The organism is Paraburkholderia sp. Cy-641 (assembly GCF_011752945.1).
Lineage (GTDB): Bacteria > Pseudomonadota > Gammaproteobacteria > Burkholderiales > Burkholderiaceae > Paraburkholderia.
The window spans coordinates 64,848-84,857 of the sequence record NZ_VWWM01000024.1 but is presented as its reverse complement, the minus strand read 5'-3'; the positions used below and the strand labels follow the sequence as shown (position 1 = coordinate 84,857).

Annotated in this window: 17 protein-coding genes; 8 read left to right on the top strand and 9 right to left on the bottom strand. The window is 61.6% G+C overall.

What is annotated here, in order from left to right; genetic code table 11:
• Nucleotides 1–95: 95 nt before the first annotated feature.
• Nucleotides 96–311 carry a transcriptional regulator gene (locus F3J20_RS15645; RefSeq protein WP_167041464.1) on the top strand — a complete coding sequence of 72 codons (216 nt, stop codon included), beginning with the start codon at nucleotides 96–98 and terminating at the stop codon, nucleotides 309–311.
• Nucleotides 312–525: 214 nt separating this feature from the next.
• Here the strand turns inward: F3J20_RS15645 and F3J20_RS15640 are convergent, their stop codons facing one another.
• Nucleotides 526–2,478, bottom strand: coding sequence for a hypothetical protein (locus F3J20_RS15640; protein ID WP_167283828.1), 1,953 nt, complete (start codon nucleotides 2,476–2,478; stop codon nucleotides 526–528).
• 684 nt (nucleotides 2,479–3,162) lie between these two features.
• On the opposite strand from F3J20_RS15640, the gene iaaH reads away from it, so the two are divergent.
• Together iaaH and F3J20_RS15630 are read left to right on the top strand one after the other, a co-directional pair.
• Nucleotides 3,163–4,617, top strand: coding sequence for an indoleacetamide hydrolase (gene iaaH, locus F3J20_RS15635; protein WP_167283827.1), 1,455 nt, complete (start codon nucleotides 3,163–3,165; stop codon nucleotides 4,615–4,617).
• Between the two features lie 121 nt (nucleotides 4,618–4,738).
• Nucleotides 4,739–5,527, top strand: coding sequence for a CDP-diacylglycerol diphosphatase (locus tag F3J20_RS15630; RefSeq protein ID WP_167283826.1), 789 nt, complete (start codon nucleotides 4,739–4,741; stop codon nucleotides 5,525–5,527).
• Between the two features lie 182 nt (nucleotides 5,528–5,709).
• On the opposite strand, the gene F3J20_RS15625 is transcribed toward F3J20_RS15630, so the two are convergent.
• The 5 genes from F3J20_RS15625 to F3J20_RS15605 all read right to left on the bottom strand — a co-directional run bounded on the left by F3J20_RS15625 (nucleotide 5,710) and on the right by F3J20_RS15605 (nucleotide 10,889).
• Nucleotides 5,710–6,888 (bottom strand): porin, encoded by a 1,179-nt coding sequence (locus F3J20_RS15625; protein ID WP_167041452.1) that lies wholly within the window; start codon nucleotides 6,886–6,888, stop codon nucleotides 5,710–5,712.
• Between the two features lie 62 nt (nucleotides 6,889–6,950).
• Complete coding sequence (locus tag F3J20_RS15620; RefSeq protein WP_167283825.1) at nucleotides 6,951–7,133, bottom strand: hypothetical protein; 183 nt, start codon at nucleotides 7,131–7,133, stop codon at nucleotides 6,951–6,953.
• A 75-nt stretch (nucleotides 7,134–7,208) separates the two neighbouring features.
• Complete coding sequence (locus F3J20_RS15615; protein ID WP_167041980.1) at nucleotides 7,209–8,549, bottom strand: MFS transporter; 1,341 nt, start codon at nucleotides 8,547–8,549, stop codon at nucleotides 7,209–7,211.
• A gap of 196 nt (nucleotides 8,550–8,745) precedes the next feature.
• A complete protein-coding gene (locus F3J20_RS15610) occupies nucleotides 8,746–9,843 on the bottom strand; it encodes a Gfo/Idh/MocA family oxidoreductase (protein WP_167283824.1) in 1,098 nt (365 codons plus the stop codon).
• Complete coding sequence (locus F3J20_RS15605; protein WP_167283823.1) at nucleotides 9,840–10,889, bottom strand: Gfo/Idh/MocA family oxidoreductase; 1,050 nt, start codon at nucleotides 10,887–10,889, stop codon at nucleotides 9,840–9,842. The genes F3J20_RS15610 and F3J20_RS15605 overlap by 4 nt, the downstream gene beginning before the upstream one ends.
• A gap of 61 nt (nucleotides 10,890–10,950) precedes the next feature.
• On the opposite strand from F3J20_RS15605, the gene F3J20_RS15600 reads away from it, so the two are divergent.
• Nucleotides 10,951–11,982: a LacI family DNA-binding transcriptional regulator gene (locus F3J20_RS15600; protein WP_167283822.1), complete on the top strand. Its 1,032-nt coding sequence runs from the start codon at nucleotides 10,951–10,953 to the stop codon at nucleotides 11,980–11,982.
• Nucleotides 11,983–12,530: 548 nt separating this feature from the next.
• A complete protein-coding gene (locus F3J20_RS15595) occupies nucleotides 12,531–14,012 on the top strand; it encodes a membrane dipeptidase (protein WP_167283821.1) in 1,482 nt (493 codons plus the stop codon).
• Between the two features lie 104 nt (nucleotides 14,013–14,116).
• Here F3J20_RS15595 and F3J20_RS15590 read toward each other — a convergent pair whose 3' ends face one another.
• On the bottom strand, nucleotides 14,117–15,178 hold the full coding sequence (locus F3J20_RS15590) for an LLM class flavin-dependent oxidoreductase (protein WP_167283820.1): 1,062 nt from the start codon (nucleotides 15,176–15,178) through the stop codon (nucleotides 14,117–14,119).
• 388 nt (nucleotides 15,179–15,566) lie between these two features.
• Between F3J20_RS15590 and F3J20_RS15585 the strand changes: the two genes are divergently transcribed.
• From F3J20_RS15585 to F3J20_RS15575, 3 genes are read left to right on the top strand one after another with little or no spacing between them, the layout of a single operon-like run.
• A complete protein-coding gene (locus F3J20_RS15585; protein ID WP_167283819.1) occupies nucleotides 15,567–16,394 on the top strand; it encodes an ABC transporter permease subunit in 828 nt (275 codons plus the stop codon).
• Nucleotides 16,391–17,134 (top strand): ABC transporter ATP-binding protein, encoded by a 744-nt coding sequence (locus F3J20_RS15580; RefSeq protein ID WP_167283818.1) that lies wholly within the window; start codon nucleotides 16,391–16,393, stop codon nucleotides 17,132–17,134. Before F3J20_RS15585 ends, F3J20_RS15580 begins: the two co-directional genes overlap by 4 nt.
• Before the next feature lie 33 nt (nucleotides 17,135–17,167).
• Nucleotides 17,168–18,172: an NrtA/SsuA/CpmA family ABC transporter substrate-binding protein gene (locus F3J20_RS15575; RefSeq protein ID WP_167283817.1), complete on the top strand. Its 1,005-nt coding sequence runs from the start codon at nucleotides 17,168–17,170 to the stop codon at nucleotides 18,170–18,172.
• An 83-nt stretch (nucleotides 18,173–18,255) separates the two neighbouring features.
• On the opposite strand, the gene ligK is transcribed toward F3J20_RS15575, so the two are convergent.
• Entirely contained in the window at nucleotides 18,256–18,939 is a 684-nt protein-coding gene (gene ligK / locus F3J20_RS15570; RefSeq protein WP_167283816.1) for a 4-carboxy-4-hydroxy-2-oxoadipate aldolase/oxaloacetate decarboxylase, read from the bottom strand.
• A gap of 2 nt (nucleotides 18,940–18,941) precedes the next feature.
• Nucleotides 18,942–19,967 (bottom strand): amidohydrolase family protein, encoded by a 1,026-nt coding sequence (locus F3J20_RS15565; protein ID WP_167283815.1) that lies wholly within the window; start codon nucleotides 19,965–19,967, stop codon nucleotides 18,942–18,944.
• Between the last annotated feature and the right edge of the window lie 43 nt (nucleotides 19,968–20,010).

The following is a 20,010-nucleotide window of genomic DNA, read 5'->3' as shown; positions in this document are numbered from 1 at the left end:
AGGGTCTGTGCGCCGCTTCGCGAGCTTCTCGCACGATGGAGCGGCGTCGCACGCACTGGTTTCGATACAACGCACGGGGCAATACCGACAAGATCATGAACTCACACATCCGCTATAAGGGCTACGAAGTCGAAGCGGCTACGCAACTGCTACCGAATGGATTATTCGCCGCCAATCTGACCATAGAGGAATCCAGCGCGACGCGTCGCAAAGCGTATTCGTTCGATGCGCTCGATTACTTCTTCGACGAAGAGCATGCGCTCGCCTATGCGTCCGACTGGGGGCGCATGTGGATCGACAATCGTCAGTAACGTCGGCAAGCCACTGGAGTTGACCCGGTCATTCCGGACACAGCTTCGTACCACGGTTGCCGAATCCATCGAGCGCCGGAACTCGCAAGGCGAGCGGTATTTCCGCGCGCTATGGCGATGCTTCCCGTTGCAATGCTCGAATGCGATAGCACAGATTATGCGAGCCATCTTGTCGGCCTGCGCCACAATCACCACGTTCGGTGTCCGTTCGCGACTAAAACGACAAGCTGCGTGATCGCGCGGGTTGATTGGTTTGCACCCCATCCCCATTCGAAGCCAGTGCGTCCAACACCTCGTATGCGCCACTACCCAGGTTGGACCTAAATACGCTCAGGATAGCGGTACGGGCCCGTTTGTCTGTGACCGTACCTCCACCCTCCCGATCTCTGACGGAGTTTCTGACACTGGTCCTGACAACCGTGCCCGTAATGGCAATGCCGCACTCCGTGGCGTTGCCGACCTCGCGAATGAAATCCATATTGCGACGCACTTGCGCCTCCACAGCGTGGACGAATCTCTCTGAATGGTTGTTCCTCAGATCCGTCAACTCCTGAGTCAATACCTTTTCAGCCCAGTTCAAACGCTGCCGCTCTCCAGATTTCATCGTGACTTCGGGGATGCGCCGGCACAACGCTTCGATCGAATTGTTGCGTACGTTGCTTGTGAAAATGAAGATCGCGTCAATATCGTGCCGGGCACCGCCGTTCGTGTATTGCTTGAAGTTGTCGGAATCCATAATTCGTTTGATATCCGCCACTTTGGCCGAGTGCTCGTCGTCGCCGAAATCTGCTTCGTTGACGAGGACGATAACGTCGTTGCGGCCAAACTCCATCTTCTTCGCGTGCAGTATGCCGGCGACTTCGGGCAGTGGCGCATTCAGGGTGCCTAAGGACCAATCGCCAGGCGGCCCCCAGAATTTCGGGCTCAGCAGTTCTTCTAGCGTGGTCTCCACAATAGGACGCTTCACCACGGCGGAAAAATTTTTGACGAACTGCGTTTTTCCAACCCCGCCTCTCCCGGTCAAAAAAACGGCGGGCCGGCTTTCGATGCCCAACTTGTCGAAGAAAACCGTTTTCAGTTCGTCGGCCGTGGAGTCCGGGAAAAAGTCGGCCAGCTCATCCAGCTCTTTGCGCACCCTGGAACTCTTGAGCCACTCATTCCCGTGCCTTGTCACCATCCGCGAGCCCACCAGCACTTCTCGCCTTGCCATCAACAGCTCGGCTTGCGCCAGTCCTTTCATACCATTGGCTGGATTTTGCAGGCATTGGACAATTTGGCTATCGATATCGTTGATTTTCCCCTGGGTCAGGGGATCAAGCGCTTGAGCCATGTAATCTCGGGACTCATCCATCAATTTAGTGTGCACCCGGATTTTCGATTGGTAGGGATCGAGTTCCGTGCGGGGACGCTGCGATGCGCGCAACTGTTCGATCCCGTTGTGCACTGCAGCCCAGGTTCCTTCATAGGCGAAATTGCTCAACGTGTTCCTGGCGAGCGAAACCACGATGTTGCGGGCGCTCAGCCCGTCAGGCATTTTTTCGACCGAATCTCCAGCCGCCTGCGGCTTTGCGCCGGCAATCATGCCCGTCGTCTTGCTAGTGACATACCAGGCAAGCGCGGTGGTGACATCGCTGACGGTCTGAGCCACGGCGGGAGCAGTCGTTTTCATTACGCTCTCGCTCGAACCCAGCCAGAATGCCTCCCGCATCTTGCTGAAATCGAAAGATAGCGGCTCGTCATAGTGCCTGGCGGCAAGCAAGGTCTTGAGATTGCGGCTCCGGGCCGCAAGCGAAAACGGGCTTTCGGCAGGAGCTGGTTCGCTCGATGCACGCTCCTTCTCAAGCACTTGCTCGCGGGCGGTTTCGCCTGTTTCCGATGTCGGCCTGATCGACGGCGGCTGGTCCTTGACACGCACTACAGCCTGCTGTGACTTGATCGCGGGGATCAGCCTGGTGCGTACCTGCTCCGCGGGCACGATCCCCGACGATAGAAGGTACCGTGCGACCTTGAGACGGTTATCCAGTTCGGGGAGTCCTCCCAGCGCACCGGAGATAGGCTGGCGGGTCGGCGGAGATGATCCTGACGGTGCAGTGAGAACGTCTGCGGACGGGGCTTCAGGAGAAAAAACGGTCGTCAATAAAGACGACACCTTGTCGATGCCTAGCATGTTGTCCCCTGCGATCTTGACAGAAATTCGCTTGCTATCAATTCATCGCAGATTGCCAGCGAACACATTTTCTAACCTGAACGCCACCGTGTGTACGGTCATGCAGGAGCGAGTCCAAATAGTTGACTCGCATGCATCTCGCACCGGCTTCCAAAGTAGTTACCCACCCCACTTTGACGCCCGGGCATGGCACATTCAGCAGGCCTTATGCCGGACGGAGTATCACCGGAAATGATCGGTCGAACTTCGCCTGGGAAACTCTTTTGATGCGAAGCATGTTTCAGAAAAACGAACGGGCTGTTGCCAAGGCAGGCAATTCGGCGACAAATCGCATGCCGCTCGCCTTAACCCGCTGCGCGGGTGGACGCGATTCCTGGCCGGCACGGCAAGCACAGACACCCCTTACGCCAGCCCCAAATCGGGCAAGGCGGCCGTGGATAGAATTCTGGCGCGCAGGCGTTGATGCCCGTTACCTCTGCGCCGCCGTTGCATTACCCGGCATCCTCTTTCAGGCGGTTGTGCCAGAATAGCTCAACCCCTGCGTTCGCTTTCCGCACGCGTAACCTGTCCGCTACTTCGACGGATGCCGCAGAAACTCCCGCCCCCTCTCTCCGGATTTCGTGTTTGCCGGACAGCACGCCCATCCCGGAGCAGGTTGCGAGCATCGATACGGAGCCGCCGCTCATGACATGGACCGTCGACGCACAACTCGCGCTGACCGCGACACAGGCGGTCGAGGCGCTGCAGTCGGGCCGCCTCAAAGCCGCCGACTACGTCGCCACGCTGCTCGCGCGCGCCGCCGCGCTCGCGCATCTGAACGCGCTCACCACGCTCGATCTCGACGGTGCGCTCGCGGCCGCGCGGCATATCGACGCCTTGTCCGCGCAAGCGCGAGCACGTCTGCCGCTGGCCGGCCTGCCGATCGTCGTCAAGGACAATATCAACACGGCGGGCTTGCAGACCTCGGCGGGCACACCCGCGCTCGCGGGCTTCGTGCCGGCGACGAACGCGCCTTCGCTGCAACGCCTTCTCGATGCGGGCGCGATCGTGCTCGGCAAGGCCAATATGCACGAACTCGCATTCGGCATTACGAGCACGAACTTCGCCGCGCATGCGGGGCCGGTACGCAATCCCTATGATCCCTCGCTGATGCCGGGCGGTTCGTCGGGCGGCACGGCCGTCGCCATTGCGGCGCGCATCGTGCCTGCCGGACTCGGCACCGACACCGGCGGCTCGACGCGCATTCCCGCCGCGCTGACGGGCACTGCGGGATTGCGTCCATCGGTCGGCAATGGCGGCGCCGAGCGGCGCTATCACGATCCCGACGCGGTCGTGCCGATCAGCCATACGCGCGACACGGTCGGACCGATGGCACGCAGCGTGGCCGATCTCGCGCTGCTCGACGGCGTAATCAGCGGCGACGGCACGCTACCCACGCTCGCGCCCGACCAGCTTCGCATCGGCCTGCCCGAACCGTTGTGGGACGGACTCGAAGCGCAGGTCGACGGTGTCGCGCGGGCCGCGTTGCGCAAGCTCGAAGCGGCCAGCGTGACGTTCGTGCCGCTCGCGCTGAGCGAACTCGAACATCTGAACGGCATGGTCGGCGGACCGATCGCGATTCACGAAGCGCGCGACGACGTGCTCGCGTGGCTCGTCGCGAATCATGCGCCGGTGAAAACGGTTGCCGGAATAGCCGCGCGCATCGCGAGCCCCGACGTGCGCGCAATCTACGACGAAGTACTCGCCGACGCGCTCGGCTCGCACTATCCGACGGCGCTCAATTATTGGCGTCCGCGTTTGCAACGCTATATGGCCGCCGCTTTCGCGCACGCGCAACTCGACGCGCTGCTGTTTCCCACTACGCGGTTGACCGCGGTGCCGATCGACGATCTGCAAGGCTCGTCGACGGTATCGATCGACGGCGGCCCGCCGATCGATACGATGGAAGCCTTCCTGCGCAATACCGATCCGGCCAGCACGTCAGGCATTCCCGGGCTCTCGCTGCCGGCCGGCATCAGCGCGAACGGCTTGCCGGTCGGTCTCGAACTCGACGGCCCGCTCGGCAGCGATAGACGCTTGCTCGCAATCGGCATCGCGTTCGAACACATTCTCGGCGCGTTGCCCGCGCCCGTGCTTTGACGACCACGCGGCCGACCGCGGCGATGTCATCCGCCGCTGTTATCCCTTGAAGTTATCCCTCTATATCATCCTTGATACCCGCGCCTTTGACAGGCTTTTGAAAACACTCCGTTAAACAACAATGACGACACCCGCCACCGCTCATCCGCAACGCGGCCTTTTGCATCGCCTCTCGCTCCTGACCGCGGCACTGGCAGCCGCCCTCGCCACGACTTCATGCGCACGCCTCGCAACGGTCGATTCCAACGCGCTATGGAAAATCGTCGACATACGCTGCGTGCCGTCGCAGCAGGCAACCGGCACGCCGGGCCAATGCACGCTCGTCGATCTCGACAAGCGCTATGTCGTCCTGAAGGATATTCTCGGACGCTCGCAGTACCTGCTGATGCCGACGGACCGCATTACGGGAATCGAAAGTCCGCTCGTGCTCGCGCCCGATGCGAAGGACTATTGGAGCGACGCGTGGGACTCGCGCCACTACGTGCAGGAAGCGGTCAAGCGCACACTACCGGACGATCGGCTGGGCCTCGAAATCAACTCCGAATATCGCCGCTCGCAAAACCAGTTGCATATCCATATCGACTGCATGCAGCGGGAAGCTGGCGTCGCACTCGCGAACCACGCACACGATACGCCCGGCCAATGGCAATGGGACACGCTCGACGGCAAACGCTACCGGATCATGCGCGTCATGTCGCTGACGGGCGCCGACAACCCGTTCCGGATCGTCGCGCGCGATAACCCCGAGCCCGCGACCATGGCGAGGCAAACCATTCTCGTGACGGGCGCGGGAGCCTCCGCCGCGACCGATGGCTGGCTGATCGTCAATAGCGGCATCGACGTCGACAATGGCAGCGGCACGGCCGAAGGGCTGCTCGACCATGCGTGCCGCGTCGCCCAGGATCATTGAGCGTTGGCCGCACACGCGCTATTCACGATGGCGTGGATGCATGGCTCGATAAACCAGTTCGGGGCGCGCCGCGCAGTTGACGCCTGAGATTACCGGCGGCTCCCCTCAACCATCAACGCCGAAACAGCCCCCGCGCTGCAGCGCTCCGATCACAGGAGCGATGCATGCGCGGCCCCCTCCGATCAGAACGCGTGGCGAATCCCGACCATGCCGACGAACTGCGAAGGCCCGGACGACGGCGTACTGCTCTGCGAATCGCCCACCACCGCCACCGTGTCCGCGATCGTTACGCCCGAACCCGACGCGATCAGCGACTTGCCGTGCGCATGCTGATAGGCCTCGAGCGCGTAGAGCGTGGTCCGCTTCGACAGATTGTAGGTTTGCTCCAGCGAAATCTGATGGTATTGAGCCGGGTCTTCGATACCGTTGGCCTTGCTGGCGCGCGTATAGCTGTAGCCGATGGCCGCAAACAGGGCCGGCGTAATCTGATAGGTCGCAATCGTGCCATAGGTGTTGAATACGGCCTCGTTCACGAACAACGAATGTGCGTTCGGCGTGTAGCGCACGTTCGAGTAATTCAGACCGAGCACCAGATTGTTGAGGCTATAGCGCGCCGCGGCGGCCACCATCTGCGTCGTGTTGGCGGTCGCATAGCCGTTGTTGACCGGCGAGCTATTCGCGAAGCTGCCGAGCGCCTGGCTCGTCGCGATGTTCCTGAGATTGACGTAACCCACGGCTGCCGACAGTGCCTGATAGTCGTAGCGCAACGCCGCGCTGAAATGGCTGCCGTTGGTCACGCTGCCCGGCGTACCGCCTAGCCCGTACTGCGCGCCGAACGTCAGTCCGGCGATATTCGGCGAAGCGTAGTTGATCGAATTGTTCAGGCGCAGCGTGGTATCGAGCGCATCCAGATCGCCAGGGTGCGCGCCCGTTGCACCTGTCAGCACGTTCGTCGGGCCGAGTGCACCGACCAGCGTGAAGTAAGGCGTGTATTGGCGACCGAGCGTCAGCGTGCCGTACCGGTCATTGCTCAAACCGACATAGGCCTGGCGGTTGAAGATATATCCCGCACTGCTCTGCGCCCCGGTCGCGGAGTTGAAGCCGCTCTCCAGGCGAAATACCGTTTTGGTGCCGCCGCCAATATCCTCCGCCCCCATCAAGCCGAACTTACTGGCCCCCAGTTCGCCCTGGCCCATGTAAAAATTCGCCTTGCCGTGCTGGTTGCTGGAGTAGGCCAATGCGTTATCGATCGTGCCGTACAACGTGACGCTGCTTTGTGCCAGAGCGCCGGCCGACAGAAAGGCGCCCGCCAGCGGCAGACAGTTCAAAACCAGAGCGCGCGTGCGCTTGATCGTTTTCATGGTAAAGGGTCCCCAAAAGAAATTTGAATTGCGAGTAAGGCAAGGTTTGTTGTTAGGGTTACTTATAGATTTTCGACTGCCACGCCGCCATCCACGATGTCGCCGCAATGGATGCCCATCGCGCCGGCGATGCGCGCATACATCTTCGCGTTGGTCGCCGGCTTGATCGACAACACGGAATGGGCGCCGCCGGCGATCTGCCCGCCGCGTCCATCGGGTCGTAGCCGGGGCACGTTCATGAACACGGGCCCGTTGGCCGTCACGGGCGCGGGCGGCAATAAGCCGTCCGCGCCTGGATTGCGATAAGCGTTACCGGAAATTCAGGCCCGCTTCGCCGCCGGCGTCCGATCATTCAAGAACCAATACATGATCGCGACGGCCGCCAGATCGATCAGCCCCAGGAAGATCAGAATGGGTTTGTAGCCGCTGACGCCGACAATCGCGCCCATCACCAGCGAGAAAATCGTGCCGCCGATCCACGCGACGCTGCCTCTAAACCCGTTGACCGTGGCAACCTTGTTCGGCTCGAATTCCTCGATCACCAGATTCGTGAACATCAGGGACTTGATCATGTGCCCCATCCCGCTAATGGAAATCAGGGCAATCGCCGCCGTCGCACTGCTTACATAAGGCACGGCCATCATCGGGATCATCAGCAGCGCCCCGATGAGCGCGGTCGCGACACAGCTATTGACGACCGTCAGATCGAATCGGTCTTTGAAAAACGCTTTCAGATAGCCGGTGCTGATACTGCCCAGATCCGACATCAGGAACGGCAGCCAGGTAAACATGGCAATCTGCTTCAGCGGCATGCCGCGCTCGTTGGCGAAATAGAGCGGAACCCAGAAAATCAGGAACTGCCAGCCCGGTTCCGAGAGGCCCGCGGGAATTGCAATGCCATAGAATTTCCGCTGCTTGACGGTTTCCTTGAATGCACTCCACAGCGAACGCCGTTGATACGAGGTAATCGGATCCTGGTCCGATACGATGTATTCGAGTTCGGCCGGGGAAATCAGCTTGCTCTTGGCCGGCGGGCTATACAGCCGCCACCATGCCAGGGCCCAGACGATCCCGACGACGCCGGGAACCGCGAACGCCGCACGCCAGCCCCAGAGCACGCCGATCCCGCCGATAACCGGAGCGGCCAGCAGCGCGCCGACCGAGAAGCCCATACTGACCCATCCCAAAGCGACGCCGCGGCGCCTCTTCGGAAACCACTCGCCGACGATTTTCGGCTGTGCGGGCAATGCCACCGCTTCGGTCGCGCCCATGAAAAAACGCAAGAAGGCGAGGCTCATCCAGTTCGATGCGCCCGCATGCAGCAAGCACGCCATCGACCAGATGAAAGCGAACAGCGCCACGCCGACTTTCAGCCCGATGGCATCGACCAGCCAGCCGCAGATCGGCTGAAACACCGTGTAGCCCACCTGAAACGCGGCCACGACCCACGAGTATTCCTTGGTCGTGATGTGCATGTGCGTCTGCAATTCGGACGCCAATACGCCCAGCGAATTGCGGCTCACATAGTTGAGCGTGACCCCGATCAGCCAGAGCAGGGAAATTGCCCAGCGCACGTTGCCAATCTTTATTTTTCCCTTCACATGGGCAGGATTGCTTTCCTGCCCATCACTGCGCAAGGCGCTTTCTTCAGAAATAGACATGTCTCCTCCAGGGCCTGGCCCGTACTCCCACGCTCGATTGAATTCACCCGTAAACAATCAACCCTGCAGATCAGTAATCCTGATATTTGTTGCTGGCTTCATGAAATCGAAAGGCTCTCAAGGAGACGCCGGGGTGATTGCGAATCAATGGAAAACCCGACCGGGACCTTCCTTGCGGAAGTCCCGGCCAAGCGCGTTATTCGTTACCGAAGCCGAAGCGACGCGATGCGGGAACCCAATCGCTGTACCTCGGATGATCCGCAGCGATCGGCAGTTGAATGGCGTTGCCGGTTTCCGCCGAGTGATAGATCGCCGTAATCAGCTCGAGCGACTGGCGTGCGTCGCTCAACGTAACCGGCGTCTCCGCCCCATTGACGAGCGTGTCGTAAATCAGCTCGAACTGGCCCGCGAACGAGCTATGCCGCGGTACGAAATCTTGCAACGCGGCCTCGATGGCTGCATCGATCTCGGCGCTCTTGCCCTTGAAATGCCACGGATCGTCGCCGGGACGATAAGGATGCGTGCTGCGGCTTTCGACGGTCAGGTCGGAGAACATGAAGCGAATTCGCGAGAGTTCCTCGGCAGCACCGAGCGTGACGGCCAGAGTCGCGACCGAACCGTTCTTCATGCGTACGGAAATCGCCGCGCAGTCCTCGGCTTCGACCTTGTTCACGCGCGTCGCGAGATTCGCATAGAGGCTTTTGATCGGCCCGTTCACATAGGTCAGGATGTCGTGCGCGTGAATGGCGTGCGTCAGGCAGCAGCCGCCCAACTCGGTGGCCCATTTACCGCGCCATTCGACCGCGTAATAGTCCGCGTCCCGGCGCCATGAGGTTTCGACGGTCGTCAGAAAAGGCGTGTGGGCAAACCCTTTCGCCTGCAAATGCTTCAGCTTCTGCAAGCCGTGACCGAAGCGATATTGGAAGATCGGAAACAGTACGCCCTTGGCCTGCGCTTGCGCGGCGGCGATGGCATCCGCATCGGCCAGCGAGCCGACCAGCGGTTTTTCGCAAATCGCATGCAGTCCAGCCGCGAGCGTCTGTTCGATCAGTTCGCGATGGATATGCGGCGGCGTGCAGATGTCGATGATGTCGACCTTGTCGCCGCTCAGCAGCGATGCGAAGTCGGTCGTGACGTGCGGCACGCCGAATTTTGCAGCAGCCTCGCGCGCTTTGGCTTCATCGAGATCGCAGACAGCCACGACGTCGAACAACTCGGGGACTTCGGCATAACCTTGCAGATGCGCCTTGCCGATGCCCAGTCCCACTACCGCCACTCTCAGTTTCTTGCTCATGCTTTTGCTCCAATTCGAACGGCCATCGCTTCGGCCTTCAGGGCCAATTCTGTTGCGAGGAAACAGTGTTTCTGACTCATGGCGGTTTCCGTGCGGTTCAGCACGTCGTCGATAAGACGCGAGCCATACGTCAGTTGCTCCTGCGAGCAGTCGATATGCTGGGTGCCCCGTTTGTCGACGAGGAACAGGTGATCGCGGCCAGGACGGCCCGCGATGTCGATGTACTTGCGCACTTCGATATAACCTTCCGTGCCGAGCACCGTCAGACGGCCGTCGCCCCACACGCCGAGACCTTCCGGCGTGAACCAGTCCACGCGGACGTAGCCCGTGCCGCCATTGCCGCGAACCATCAGTTCGCCGAAATCTTCGAGTTCGGGCGTGGCCGGATTCGCGATGTTGCCGATATGCGAAGCGACGATTTCCGCTTCGGTGGAGCCGGTGAAATACAGGAACTGGTCACACTGGTGAGCGGCAATGTCACAGAGAATGCCGCCATAACGCTGACGCTGGAAAAACCAGTCCGGACGCGGCTTGCTTGCTGCTTCGCGATTGCCGCTCAGGCGGTGCGGACCGAGGCCGACGGTTTGAATGACCTTGCCGATCGCGCCGGCGGCCACGAGTTCGCTGGCTTTCTGCGTTGCCTTGCTCTCGAAACGCTCGGAGTAGCAGACGGAGAAGATACGCCCGGTTTCCGCTTGTGCGGCTTTGACGCGGTCCAGTTGTTCGAGCGTGATGACACCGGGCTTATCGACCATCACGTCCTTGCCGTGACGCATGATCTCGATGGCCATATCCGCGCGAACATCCGGGATGGTGGCGCTCACGACCAGCTGAATGGTCGGGTCTTCGAGAATCTCGCGTTTGTCGGCAACCCGTTTCACTTGCGGGAATGCCTTGATGTATTCCTCGACGAGATCGTCTTCTTCCGCATAGACGCTCACGAGTTCGGCGCCGGCGTCGAGTACGAGCCTGGTTTGACCGTAGATATGGTTATGATTGAGACCGATCGCGGCAAAGCGGATTGTTTCTTTTCGTATGATGTTCATTGCTCTCTTTCCTGTTTAAGATGTGAGGCGTATTCCAGAGGAGCACGCCTCCAATTCGTTAATGACAAAAAAACCAAGCGTTACGATTCGCGACATCGCGGCGCAAGCGAACGTCTCCGTCTCGACCGTGTCGCTGGTCGTGCGGGAAAGTCCTCTTGTCGCGCCGGAAACCCGCAAGCGAGTCCTCGCGACGATGGCCGAATTGGGCTACGTTCATAACCGCGGCGCGGCGGCCATGCGCTCGCGTAAAAGCGGCGTGATCGCGATGTCGGTCAACGATCTCGCCAATCCCTACTTTGCCGGGCTGACCTCCTCGGTCGAACACGCGCTGCAGAAAATCGACCGGACCGTGCTGCTGACCGACGTGCGCGAAGATCCGCAACTGCAGGCACGCTTCATCGAGAAAATGCGCGGCTACAACGTCGATGGCCTGATCCTGTGCCCGGCGCATACGACCGACGTCACGCGGTTGCTGGAGCAATTGCGCAGCGCGCCGTTTCCGTGCGTACTCGTCTCGCGCGACCTGGCCGGCAGCGGCCTCGACTACGTCGGCTACGATCACCGCCGCGGTATGGCACTCGCCGTTCGACATCTGATCGAGCTGGGTCACGAGCGCATCGCGCTGCTCGGCGGGTCCCATCGCACGTGGGTGGGCCATGAACGGCTGTCGGGTTATCGGGAGGCACTGCGCGCGGCGGGATTGCATCACGATGCCTCTCTCGAAGTCGAGGGGGAATTGACACGCGCATCGGGCATGAGCCTGCTGGATCGCGTGCTCGATATGAAGACTCCGCCAACGGCGGCGGCATGCGCGAACGATATCGTTGCGTTCGGCGTCATGCTCGGCTTGCGTCGCCGCGGGCTCGAACCCGGCATCGACTTTTCGGTGACGGGAAACGACGACCTGCCCGAAGCCGAACTCTGGACGCCCTCGCTCACCACGTTGTCGATCGACTTCGACGAGATCGGTCGCCAGGCGGCAACGCTTCTGCTACAGCGCATCGAAAATCCCGCATCGGAGGTCCGGCATGTCAGCTTGCCCGTGCAGCTCGGCGTGCGGAATTCCACGCGCGCGCCAAAATCGCATGCGTAAGCACCCCGCTGGAGGCTGACGGCAATGGCGTCTGATCGCACTGTATTCATTCCGATAACGAGTGTCCGGTCAATTTATAACGTTCTAATTCGTGAGGCGAACAAACGGCTCATCTACCAGGAGCCGCTATGGTTCGTTTTCGACATTCGAATTAGAACGTTCTAATATACGTAGGATATCCGACAACAGGCTCGTCTCCAAATTAGTGTTTACCAGACTATCGACGACCGGTTGGCACATAATTGTCGCGTCACTGTCATATTTTGGTGAACATAGTCAGTCGTCGTACAACATGGGTGCCATGCCCACCTATGACGGGAGCGGACACCTTCCCGCCTCGCCGCCCAACCAGCCCGGGTATTGCATCGGCAATGCAACCCACGCTGCGGCGCGTTTGCCGAAGTCTTCCGCGACCGCTTTGAGCGATTCGTCCAGTGCCTGTGCCAGAAAGGTACGGCCTGGAAATACGCTGACAAGTCCACACCCTGTTGGACATAATGATCGCCGCTGACTGGACACAACGGTAGCCCGTTTCGCTCACGACGACCATGCGCACCGACCACCCTTCCGATTTCTCGCAACCCGTCTGGACCACCATCCGCAGCGATGCCCCAAACGACCCGCGCACGGCCACGGTCGAGATCAGCGGATGGATGACTCCGCTCGACCCCGCACAGTCATCAGTCGACTATTTCCTGCTTGCGGAACAAGAACCGTGTTGCGGTGCGTGCGTGCCGCGCGATCCTTTCAACTGCATTGAAGTCATCACGTGTGAGCCCGTCGCGCTCGAAGGCGGAGCCGTCCACTTGCGCGGACGTCTGATACGGCTGGTCGACGATCCTGCCGGCTGGCGCTATCGACTCGAATCCGCCGAACGGGTTCAGGATGCAGGCGGCTCATCCCTGCCCGCATCCGGCTTACGCCGCCGGGCGTTTCTCGCCTCGGGAGCCGCGCTGGGTCTCGCGGCATGCGCGCCCGGACGTTTCGCGCAATACACCGATACGCACGACGAAGCGCCCTCCAGCAACAGCGAACGCCCACCCTGGCAAGCTTCCGCAGGTATCCTGACTATCGACATGCATAGCCACGCGGGTCATGTCATCGTCTCGCGCAATCCCGCCATCGGTGCGCGTCGGCCACTGACGCCCGTCAGCGCGCCGATGCGCGCGGGCGGCATGAACGTGATCTGTCTCGCCATCGTTACGGATACCGTCGTCACGCGCGTATCCGCCGACCGCAAGCGCTTCGAAGCCTGGCGCACACCCGAGCCGGGCGAGCTTTATCGGCTCAGCCAGATCGAGTTCGAAAGAGCGGGAAATCTGGTGGAGCGCGAGCAACTGGAAATCGTCACCGGTGCGGACATGCTCGCTGCGGCCAATAGACAGGGGCCGCGCGTCATCATCGCAGCCGAAGGCGCGGACTTTCTCGAAGGCCGGCTCGAACGCATCGACGAGGCCTATGCATCGCACCGATTACGGCATCTTCAGTTGACGCACTACCGTGTCAACGAGCTTGGCGACATCCAGACGGAAGCGCCGGTTCACGGCGGGCTGAGCGATTTCGGCGCCGACGTCGTGCGCCGCTGCAACACGCTTGGAGTCGTCGTGGATGTCGCGCACGGCACCTATGATCTCGTGAAGCGCGTGGCGTCCGTCACGACGAAGCCACTGGTGCTCTCGCACACGGCGCTCGCGGGACACCCTGGCCCGCGCAGCCGCCTGATCACGGCGGATCACGCACGCGCCGTGGCGCAAACGGGCGGTGTGATCGGCGTATGGCCCAGCTCGGGGACATTTCACGATCTCGATGCCATGGCGCACGGGTTCAGACGCATGGCGGACATCGTAGGCGTCGAACACGTGGGCCTCGGCACGGACATGTACGGGTTCATCTCACCGCCCGTATTTCGCAGCTACGAGCAGTTGCCGGCGCTGGGCGCAGCGCTGCTCGCGGCCGGCTTCTCGCAGCAGGAAACCGAACAGATGCTCGGCGGCAATTATCGGCGCGTATTCGAGGCGTCGTTAGCCTGACCTGCCCATTTGCCATTTGCCCATCGGCTCGCCAGAACATCTTCTGGCATGGCCCGCGAAGAAATGCCGTGCGCTCACAATCCCGCGAGCCAACCGTTCGGCGCCTATGCGGACAACAGCCGGCGCACGCGCGGCACGACCTCTTCCGCGAAACCGCGCATGTCCGCTTCGAAGGGCTGAAACTGAAGCATGAAAAGTTCGATGCCCGCCCGGTGAAACGCCGCAACGCGCTGCGCGACGGTGTCGTAATCGCCGACGAGTCCCGCTGCCGTGCCGCCGTTCGAACCGACCCGCGCCGAGCGGGCAAAGGTCTGATGCATCACGGTATGGGGATCGGTGTTGGCCTTCTGCCGCTCGCGCAATGGCTTGTCGAGTTCGGCCAGCGCGAACAGATGTTGCAGATGATCGTCGGCCTGCGCCTGTGTCTCGCGCGCGATGACAAAAGCCGACAGACCGAAGCGCAGCGGCGCGTGCCCGGCCGGACGCGCACGCGCGGACACGTCGGCGATCAGGCCCGCGACGTCGTCGTGCGGCTGGCCGTTGATGAACCACACATCGCCATGCGCCGCGACCAGCTCGCGCGCCGGTTCCGATTCGCCGCCGACGTAGATCAGCGGGCGCGCGCGATACGGATCGGCCGGAAGCAGCCGGTAGTCGTCGATGCGGAAATTGTCGCCGCGATGGTTCACGCTCTCGCCGCGCAGAAGCCGCTCGACCACTGAAATCCATTCGCGGCCATACGCGTAGCGTTCGTCATGTTCCGCGAAACCGATCCCGGCGCGTTGCAGTTCCGGGCGATTCCATGCATTCACGAGATTGATCGCGAAACGCCCGCCGCTGATGTGCTCGATCTGCTGCGCCATCTTCGCGAGCACGACCGGATGATAGAGATACGGCTTGATCGCGGCGATGATCTCGATGCGCGAGGTGAGCGCCGCCAATGCGGCGCAAGCCGTCCATGCTTCCAGTTGATCGAGCGACGGGTCGTGCGGATTGACCGTATGCTGCGCAACGAGCACGGAGTCGTAGCCGAGACGCTCGGCTTCAAGCACGAGGGCCCGGTTTCTGGCCCAGGAAGCGTCGTAGGGTTCCGCGGGGTCCTGAAGCGCGGCGCGGCTGCCGTGCACGAGCGCCCAGACACCGAAGCGTGGAAATTTAGCTGACATTGACTTGAGACACGGAAAGACGGTTTGAAGGGGTAGTCATCCTAATCTTGTCCGCGTACTCGCCGATCTATTTTCTATCGATATGGAATGCACCGAATGACGGTAGAAGCTTATGCCTCAATAGACGCCTATTCTTTTCGAACCGCAAGCGAACGCGGCATTGGCGCGAAAGCGTGAGAAACGACCATTTCGCGGAAAGAAAGCCACTACAACGGAAAAATACGCGACACGACGCCTATCCATTCTGCGATCGCACGCACTCCGCCGGCAAAGCCAATCGCATCGGCGCATATCCATAGCTGCAATGCTTGCTTGTCCTGAGGAATGAGCTCGACAAGAATAAGCGCTCCATCACAACGCCACTATTCATCGCAATCACGGAATCGGCATGGCTGATATCACAACCTCTTCTTCACACAGCCCTGTCCCGTGGTCCCGGGCTGCGGACCGCTTTTATCACGGGCTCTCGTGGGCTATCCCGCTACTGATCGTGGTGTTCTGGGAAGTCGCCGCGCGTACGGGATGGATCGCGGCACAGGTGCTGCCGGCGCCGAGCAGCGTCGCGGCGACCGCGTGGAATCTTGCCCGCAGCGGCGACCTGTTCGTTCATCTCGGCGTCTCGCTGCTGCGCGCCATGACCGGCTTCCTGGCAGGCGGCACGATCGGCCTCGCCCTCGGCGTGCTGTCCGGCTTTTCCCGGCTCGCGCAGGCACTTGTCGACCGCCCGCTCCAGATGGTGCGCGCGATTCCCTTTCTCGCGATGCTGCCGCTCGTTATCGTATGGTTCGGCGTGGGCGAAGTCGCGAAGATTTTTCTCGTCGCGCTCGCCGTGCTGTTCCCCATCTACGTGAACACGATGCTCGGCATTCGCCAGATCGATCCCAAACTGATGGAACTCGCCAAGGTGATCGGCATGAACTGGCCTGCGGTTGTGCGCCGGATCATTTTGCCCGGCTCGATGCCGTCGATCCTCACGGGCATTCGCTATGCGCTCGCGCATGCGTGGCTCGCCCTCGTGATCGCCGAAACGCTCGCGACGACCCGAGGCATCGGCTTTCTCGCGATGGACGCACGCGAATTCCTGCAAACCAACGTCATTCTTCTGACCATCATGATTTACGCGATTATCGGCGTCGCCGCGGACGCTCTCGTTCGTTCGCTCGAAGCGCGCTTCCTCTCGTGGCACGCGAACTACGCCAACGGAGGCAAGCCATGAGCGCCACCCTCGCACTATCGCGTCACGCGACGGACGAACCTGGCGGAGCAAGCGAAGCCGCCGTGCAGCCTTCAGCCGTATCGGTGCGCGGCCTGCAGCGCCGGTATGGCGCGCGCGTCGTCATCGACGCGCTCGATCTCGATATCCGTCAAGGCGAATTCGTCGCGCTGCTCGGTGAAAGCGGCTGCGGCAAGACCACGCTACTGCGCGCGCTGGCGGGTCTCGACAGACTCGATGCCGGACTGATTCGCGCCCCCGAGCGGCCATCCGTCGTGTTTCAGGAGCATCGCCTGTTGCCGTGGGCCACCTTATGGGAAAACATCGCGCTTGGCCACGAGTCCCGCATTGGCCGCACAGGCGCGGCGCATGCGCTGGCCGAAGTCGGACTGGCGGGCCGCGAGGACGACTGGCCGCGCAATCTCTCCGGCGGTCAGGCGCAGCGTGTCGCACTGGCGCGCGCGCTCGTGCGCGACCCCGCGCTGCTGTTGCTGGACGAACCGTTTGCCGCACTCGACGCACTCACGCGCATCAAGATGCACGGGCTCGTCAAGGAACTGGTCGCGCGCCATGCACCGGGCGTGCTGATCGTGACTCATGACGTCGACGAAGCACTCACGCTCGCGGACCGGCTTCTCGTCATGCGTGCCGGGCGCATCGCCGCGTCGTTCCGCCCGCAGGATCACACGCCGCGAGCATTGCGGCTCAGGCTGCTCGAAGAACTGGGCGTTCAATCCCACTGAACCGCTCGCTCTCCACACAAGGAACCACCACGAATGAACGATGCTTCACTGACTCGCCGCCAGCTTCTGCGCGCGGCGGGCGGACTGCTGGCCGGCGCCGTCGCCGCGAACTTCCTTCCCGCCCGCGGTGCCGAACCGCGCAAGCTCACGCGCAATACCGACACGGTTCGCATCGGCTGGGGCTACGGCAGCCTGCCCGACATCGCGAGGCAGCGCGGCGTGTTCGAGAAAACGCTCGGCGCGAAGGGGATCAAGGTCGAATGGATCGGGCCGTTCCCGAACCATGCGCCGTCGATCCAGGCCGTGGTCGGCGGCAGCGCGGACTTCGGCTTCTGGGGCTCGACGACGCCTGCATTTGCCGCGATGCTGGCGGGCTCGCCCATCGTCTTCACCGCCTTCGACGTGTATTCGCCGCGCTCGACCGCCATCATCGTCAAGAAGTCGAGCGGCATCCACTCGGTTGCCGATCTCGCCGGCCGCAAGGTTGCGGTGAATCGCTCGGGGCTCGGCGAATTCCTGCTGATTGCGGCGCTGGAGAAGCATCATGTCGATCGCAGCAAGGTCGAGTTCGTCTATCTGAATCCGCCCGATGCCGCGCCCGCATTCGCGCAAGGCAAAGTCGACGCGTGGTCGATGTGGTCGCCCGCCGTGGATATCGCGCGCTATTCGAACGACGCCCGCGACATCTTCAGCGAAGGGCGCGATCTCGACTTCCTCGTCGACTACAGCTCGCTCGTCACACGCCGTCAGTTCGCCGAAGAAAATTCCGCACTGGTGCGCGCCGTACTCGACGCGTATTACGTGGAAGGCGCGTGGCAGTCGGCTCACCCGGGCGAATCGGAATCGCTCGCGCAAAACGAGGCCAAATATCCGGATCAGGTGCGCGACTATCTCGCGAGCCTGAAGCGCGTGAACCAGTTTCACGAGCCCGACGACGCGGCCTTCATGGCGCAACTGCAACGGGCCGCCGACTGGCTCGCCCAGCGCAGGATCATCAACGCGCCGATCAAGGTCGCCGATTACAGCGTCAAGATATGAGCCACCGCGCCGGCAACGGCGCGAAGAAACGCGGTGCGCAGCCGGCGCGCAACCGCACCAATGGCGCCAATGGTCAACGGGCGTCAGTCGATATAACGCAAGCCCAGCTTTTCTAGCGGCTCGCGCATCTTGTACATGTCGAGCCCGAGTACGCCCGAGGCGAGCGTCGCGCGCTTCTGCGCTTCGTTCGCCTCTCGCGCCTGGGCGTTTTCGAGCGTTTTCTCCGCCATCGCTTGCGGCACCACGACCACACCGTCCTGATCCGCCACCACGACATCGCCGGGTACGACGAGTGCGCCCGCGCAGACCACCGGGATATTGACCGAACCCAGGGTCGCCTTGATCGTGCCTTTCGCCGAAATCGCCTTGCTCCACGCGGGGAAGTTCATCTCGGCGAGCACGCTGACGTCGCGTACGCCCGCGTCGATAATCAAGCCGCGCGCGCCGCGCGCCTTGAAGCTGGTGGCCAGCAAATCACCGAAGTAGCCGTCCGTGCAATCGGCGGTCAGCGCGGCCACGACCATGTCGCCGGGGCGAATCTGCTCGGCCGCGACGTGCAGCATCCAGTTGTCGCCGGGATGTAGCAGCACGGTGACGGCCGTGCCGGCCGCCGTCGCGCCCGCATAGATCGGGCGCATATAAGGCTTGAGCAGGCCCACGCGGCCCATGGCCTCATGCACGGTGGCGCTGCCGAGCGCGCCTAGTTTTTCGGCCACGCCGGCATCCGCGCGCTCGATGTTGCGATAAACCACTCCGAGTTCATACATGATTACAGCCCCTTTGATTTGAGCAAGGCATCGAGGCGCGGATAAACACGCCGTGCATTTCCTTCATAGATCTTCTGGCGTTCCTGCGCATCGACATGCGCCGCTTCGATATAGCGCTTCGTATCGTCGAAATAGTGGCCCGTCTCCGGATCGATGCCGCGCACCGCGCCGATCATCTCGCTCGCGAACAGGATGTTGTCGACGGGGATCACGCGCGTCAACAGATCAATACCCGGTTGGTGATAGACGCAGGTGTCGAAGAAAATATTGTTGAGCAGATGGTCCTTCAACACAGGCTTTTTCAACTCCTGCGCGAGACCGCGAAAGCGTCCCCAGTGATACGGCACCGCGCCACCACCGTGCGGAATCACGAAACGCAGCGTGGGGAAGTCGCGGAACAGGTCCGAGGTCAGGCATTGCATGAAGGCGGTCGTATCCGCATTCAGATAATGCGCGCCGGTCGTGTGGAAGCATGAATTGCAGCTCGTGCTCACGTGAACCATGGCCGGAATGTCGTACTCCACCATCTTCTCGTAGATCGGGTACCAGTAGCGATCCGACAGCGGCGGACTGGTCCAGTGACCGCCCGACGGATCGGGATTCAGATTGATCGCGACATTGCCGTATTGCTCGACGCATTTGACGAGTTCAGGAATGCAGGTGGCCGTATCCACGCCCGGACTTTGCGGCAGCATCGCGGCCGGCACGAAATGCCCGGGGAACAACTGGCTCACGCGATAGCACAGTTCGTTGCAGATCGCGGCCCATGTTGCCGAGATGGCGGCATCGCCAATGTGATGCGCCATGAAGCTCGCGCGCGGACTGAAGATCGTCAGATCAAGGCCGCGCGCGAGCATGAGCCTCAACTGATTGTTCTCGATCGACTCGCGCAGTTCGTCGTCGCTGATCTGCAACTCCGATACCTTGGGCATCGCCGACGGATTCGCAATGCCTGCGATCTGGCGGTTGCGCCACGTCTCCAATGCTTTCGGCGCAGTCGTATAGTGGCCGTGGATATCGATAATCATGCCTGGCTCTCCCTGGAAATTCAGCGCGCGATACCGCCAACGC

Coding starts and splice junctions, on each gene's coding strand:
- F3J20_RS15565 (WP_167283815.1), bottom strand. CDS start 19,967: ATGATTATCGATATCCACGGCCACTATACGACTGCGCCGAAAGCATTG.
- F3J20_RS15605 (WP_167283823.1), bottom strand. CDS start 10,889: ATGAACATCATACGAAAAGAAACAATCCGCTTTGCCGCGATCGGTCTC.
- iaaH (WP_167283827.1), top strand. CDS start 3,163: ATGACATGGACCGTCGACGCACAACTCGCGCTGACCGCGACACAGGCG.
- F3J20_RS15575 (WP_167283817.1), top strand. CDS start 17,168: ATGAACGATGCTTCACTGACTCGCCGCCAGCTTCTGCGCGCGGCGGGC.
- F3J20_RS15640 (WP_167283828.1), bottom strand. CDS start 2,478: ATGCTAGGCATCGACAAGGTGTCGTCTTTATTGACGACCGTTTTTTCT.
- F3J20_RS15625 (WP_167041452.1), bottom strand. CDS start 6,888: ATGAAAACGATCAAGCGCACGCGCGCTCTGGTTTTGAACTGTCTGCCG.
- F3J20_RS15615 (WP_167041980.1), bottom strand. CDS start 8,549: ATGTCTATTTCTGAAGAAAGCGCCTTGCGCAGTGATGGGCAGGAAAGC.
- F3J20_RS15590 (WP_167283820.1), bottom strand. CDS start 15,178: ATGTCAGCTAAATTTCCACGCTTCGGTGTCTGGGCGCTCGTGCACGGC.
- ligK (WP_167283816.1), bottom strand. CDS start 18,939: ATGTATGAACTCGGAGTGGTTTATCGCAACATCGAGCGCGCGGATGCC.
- F3J20_RS15645 (WP_167041464.1), top strand. CDS start 96: ATGAACTCACACATCCGCTATAAGGGCTACGAAGTCGAAGCGGCTACG.
- F3J20_RS15600 (WP_167283822.1), top strand. CDS start 10,951: ATGACAAAAAAACCAAGCGTTACGATTCGCGACATCGCGGCGCAAGCG.
- F3J20_RS15580 (WP_167283818.1), top strand. CDS start 16,391: ATGAGCGCCACCCTCGCACTATCGCGTCACGCGACGGACGAACCTGGC.
- F3J20_RS15610 (WP_167283824.1), bottom strand. CDS start 9,843: ATGAGCAAGAAACTGAGAGTGGCGGTAGTGGGACTGGGCATCGGCAAG.
- F3J20_RS15595 (WP_167283821.1), top strand. CDS start 12,531: ATGCGCACCGACCACCCTTCCGATTTCTCGCAACCCGTCTGGACCACC.
- F3J20_RS15630 (WP_167283826.1), top strand. CDS start 4,739: ATGACGACACCCGCCACCGCTCATCCGCAACGCGGCCTTTTGCATCGC.
- F3J20_RS15585 (WP_167283819.1), top strand. CDS start 15,567: ATGGCTGATATCACAACCTCTTCTTCACACAGCCCTGTCCCGTGGTCC.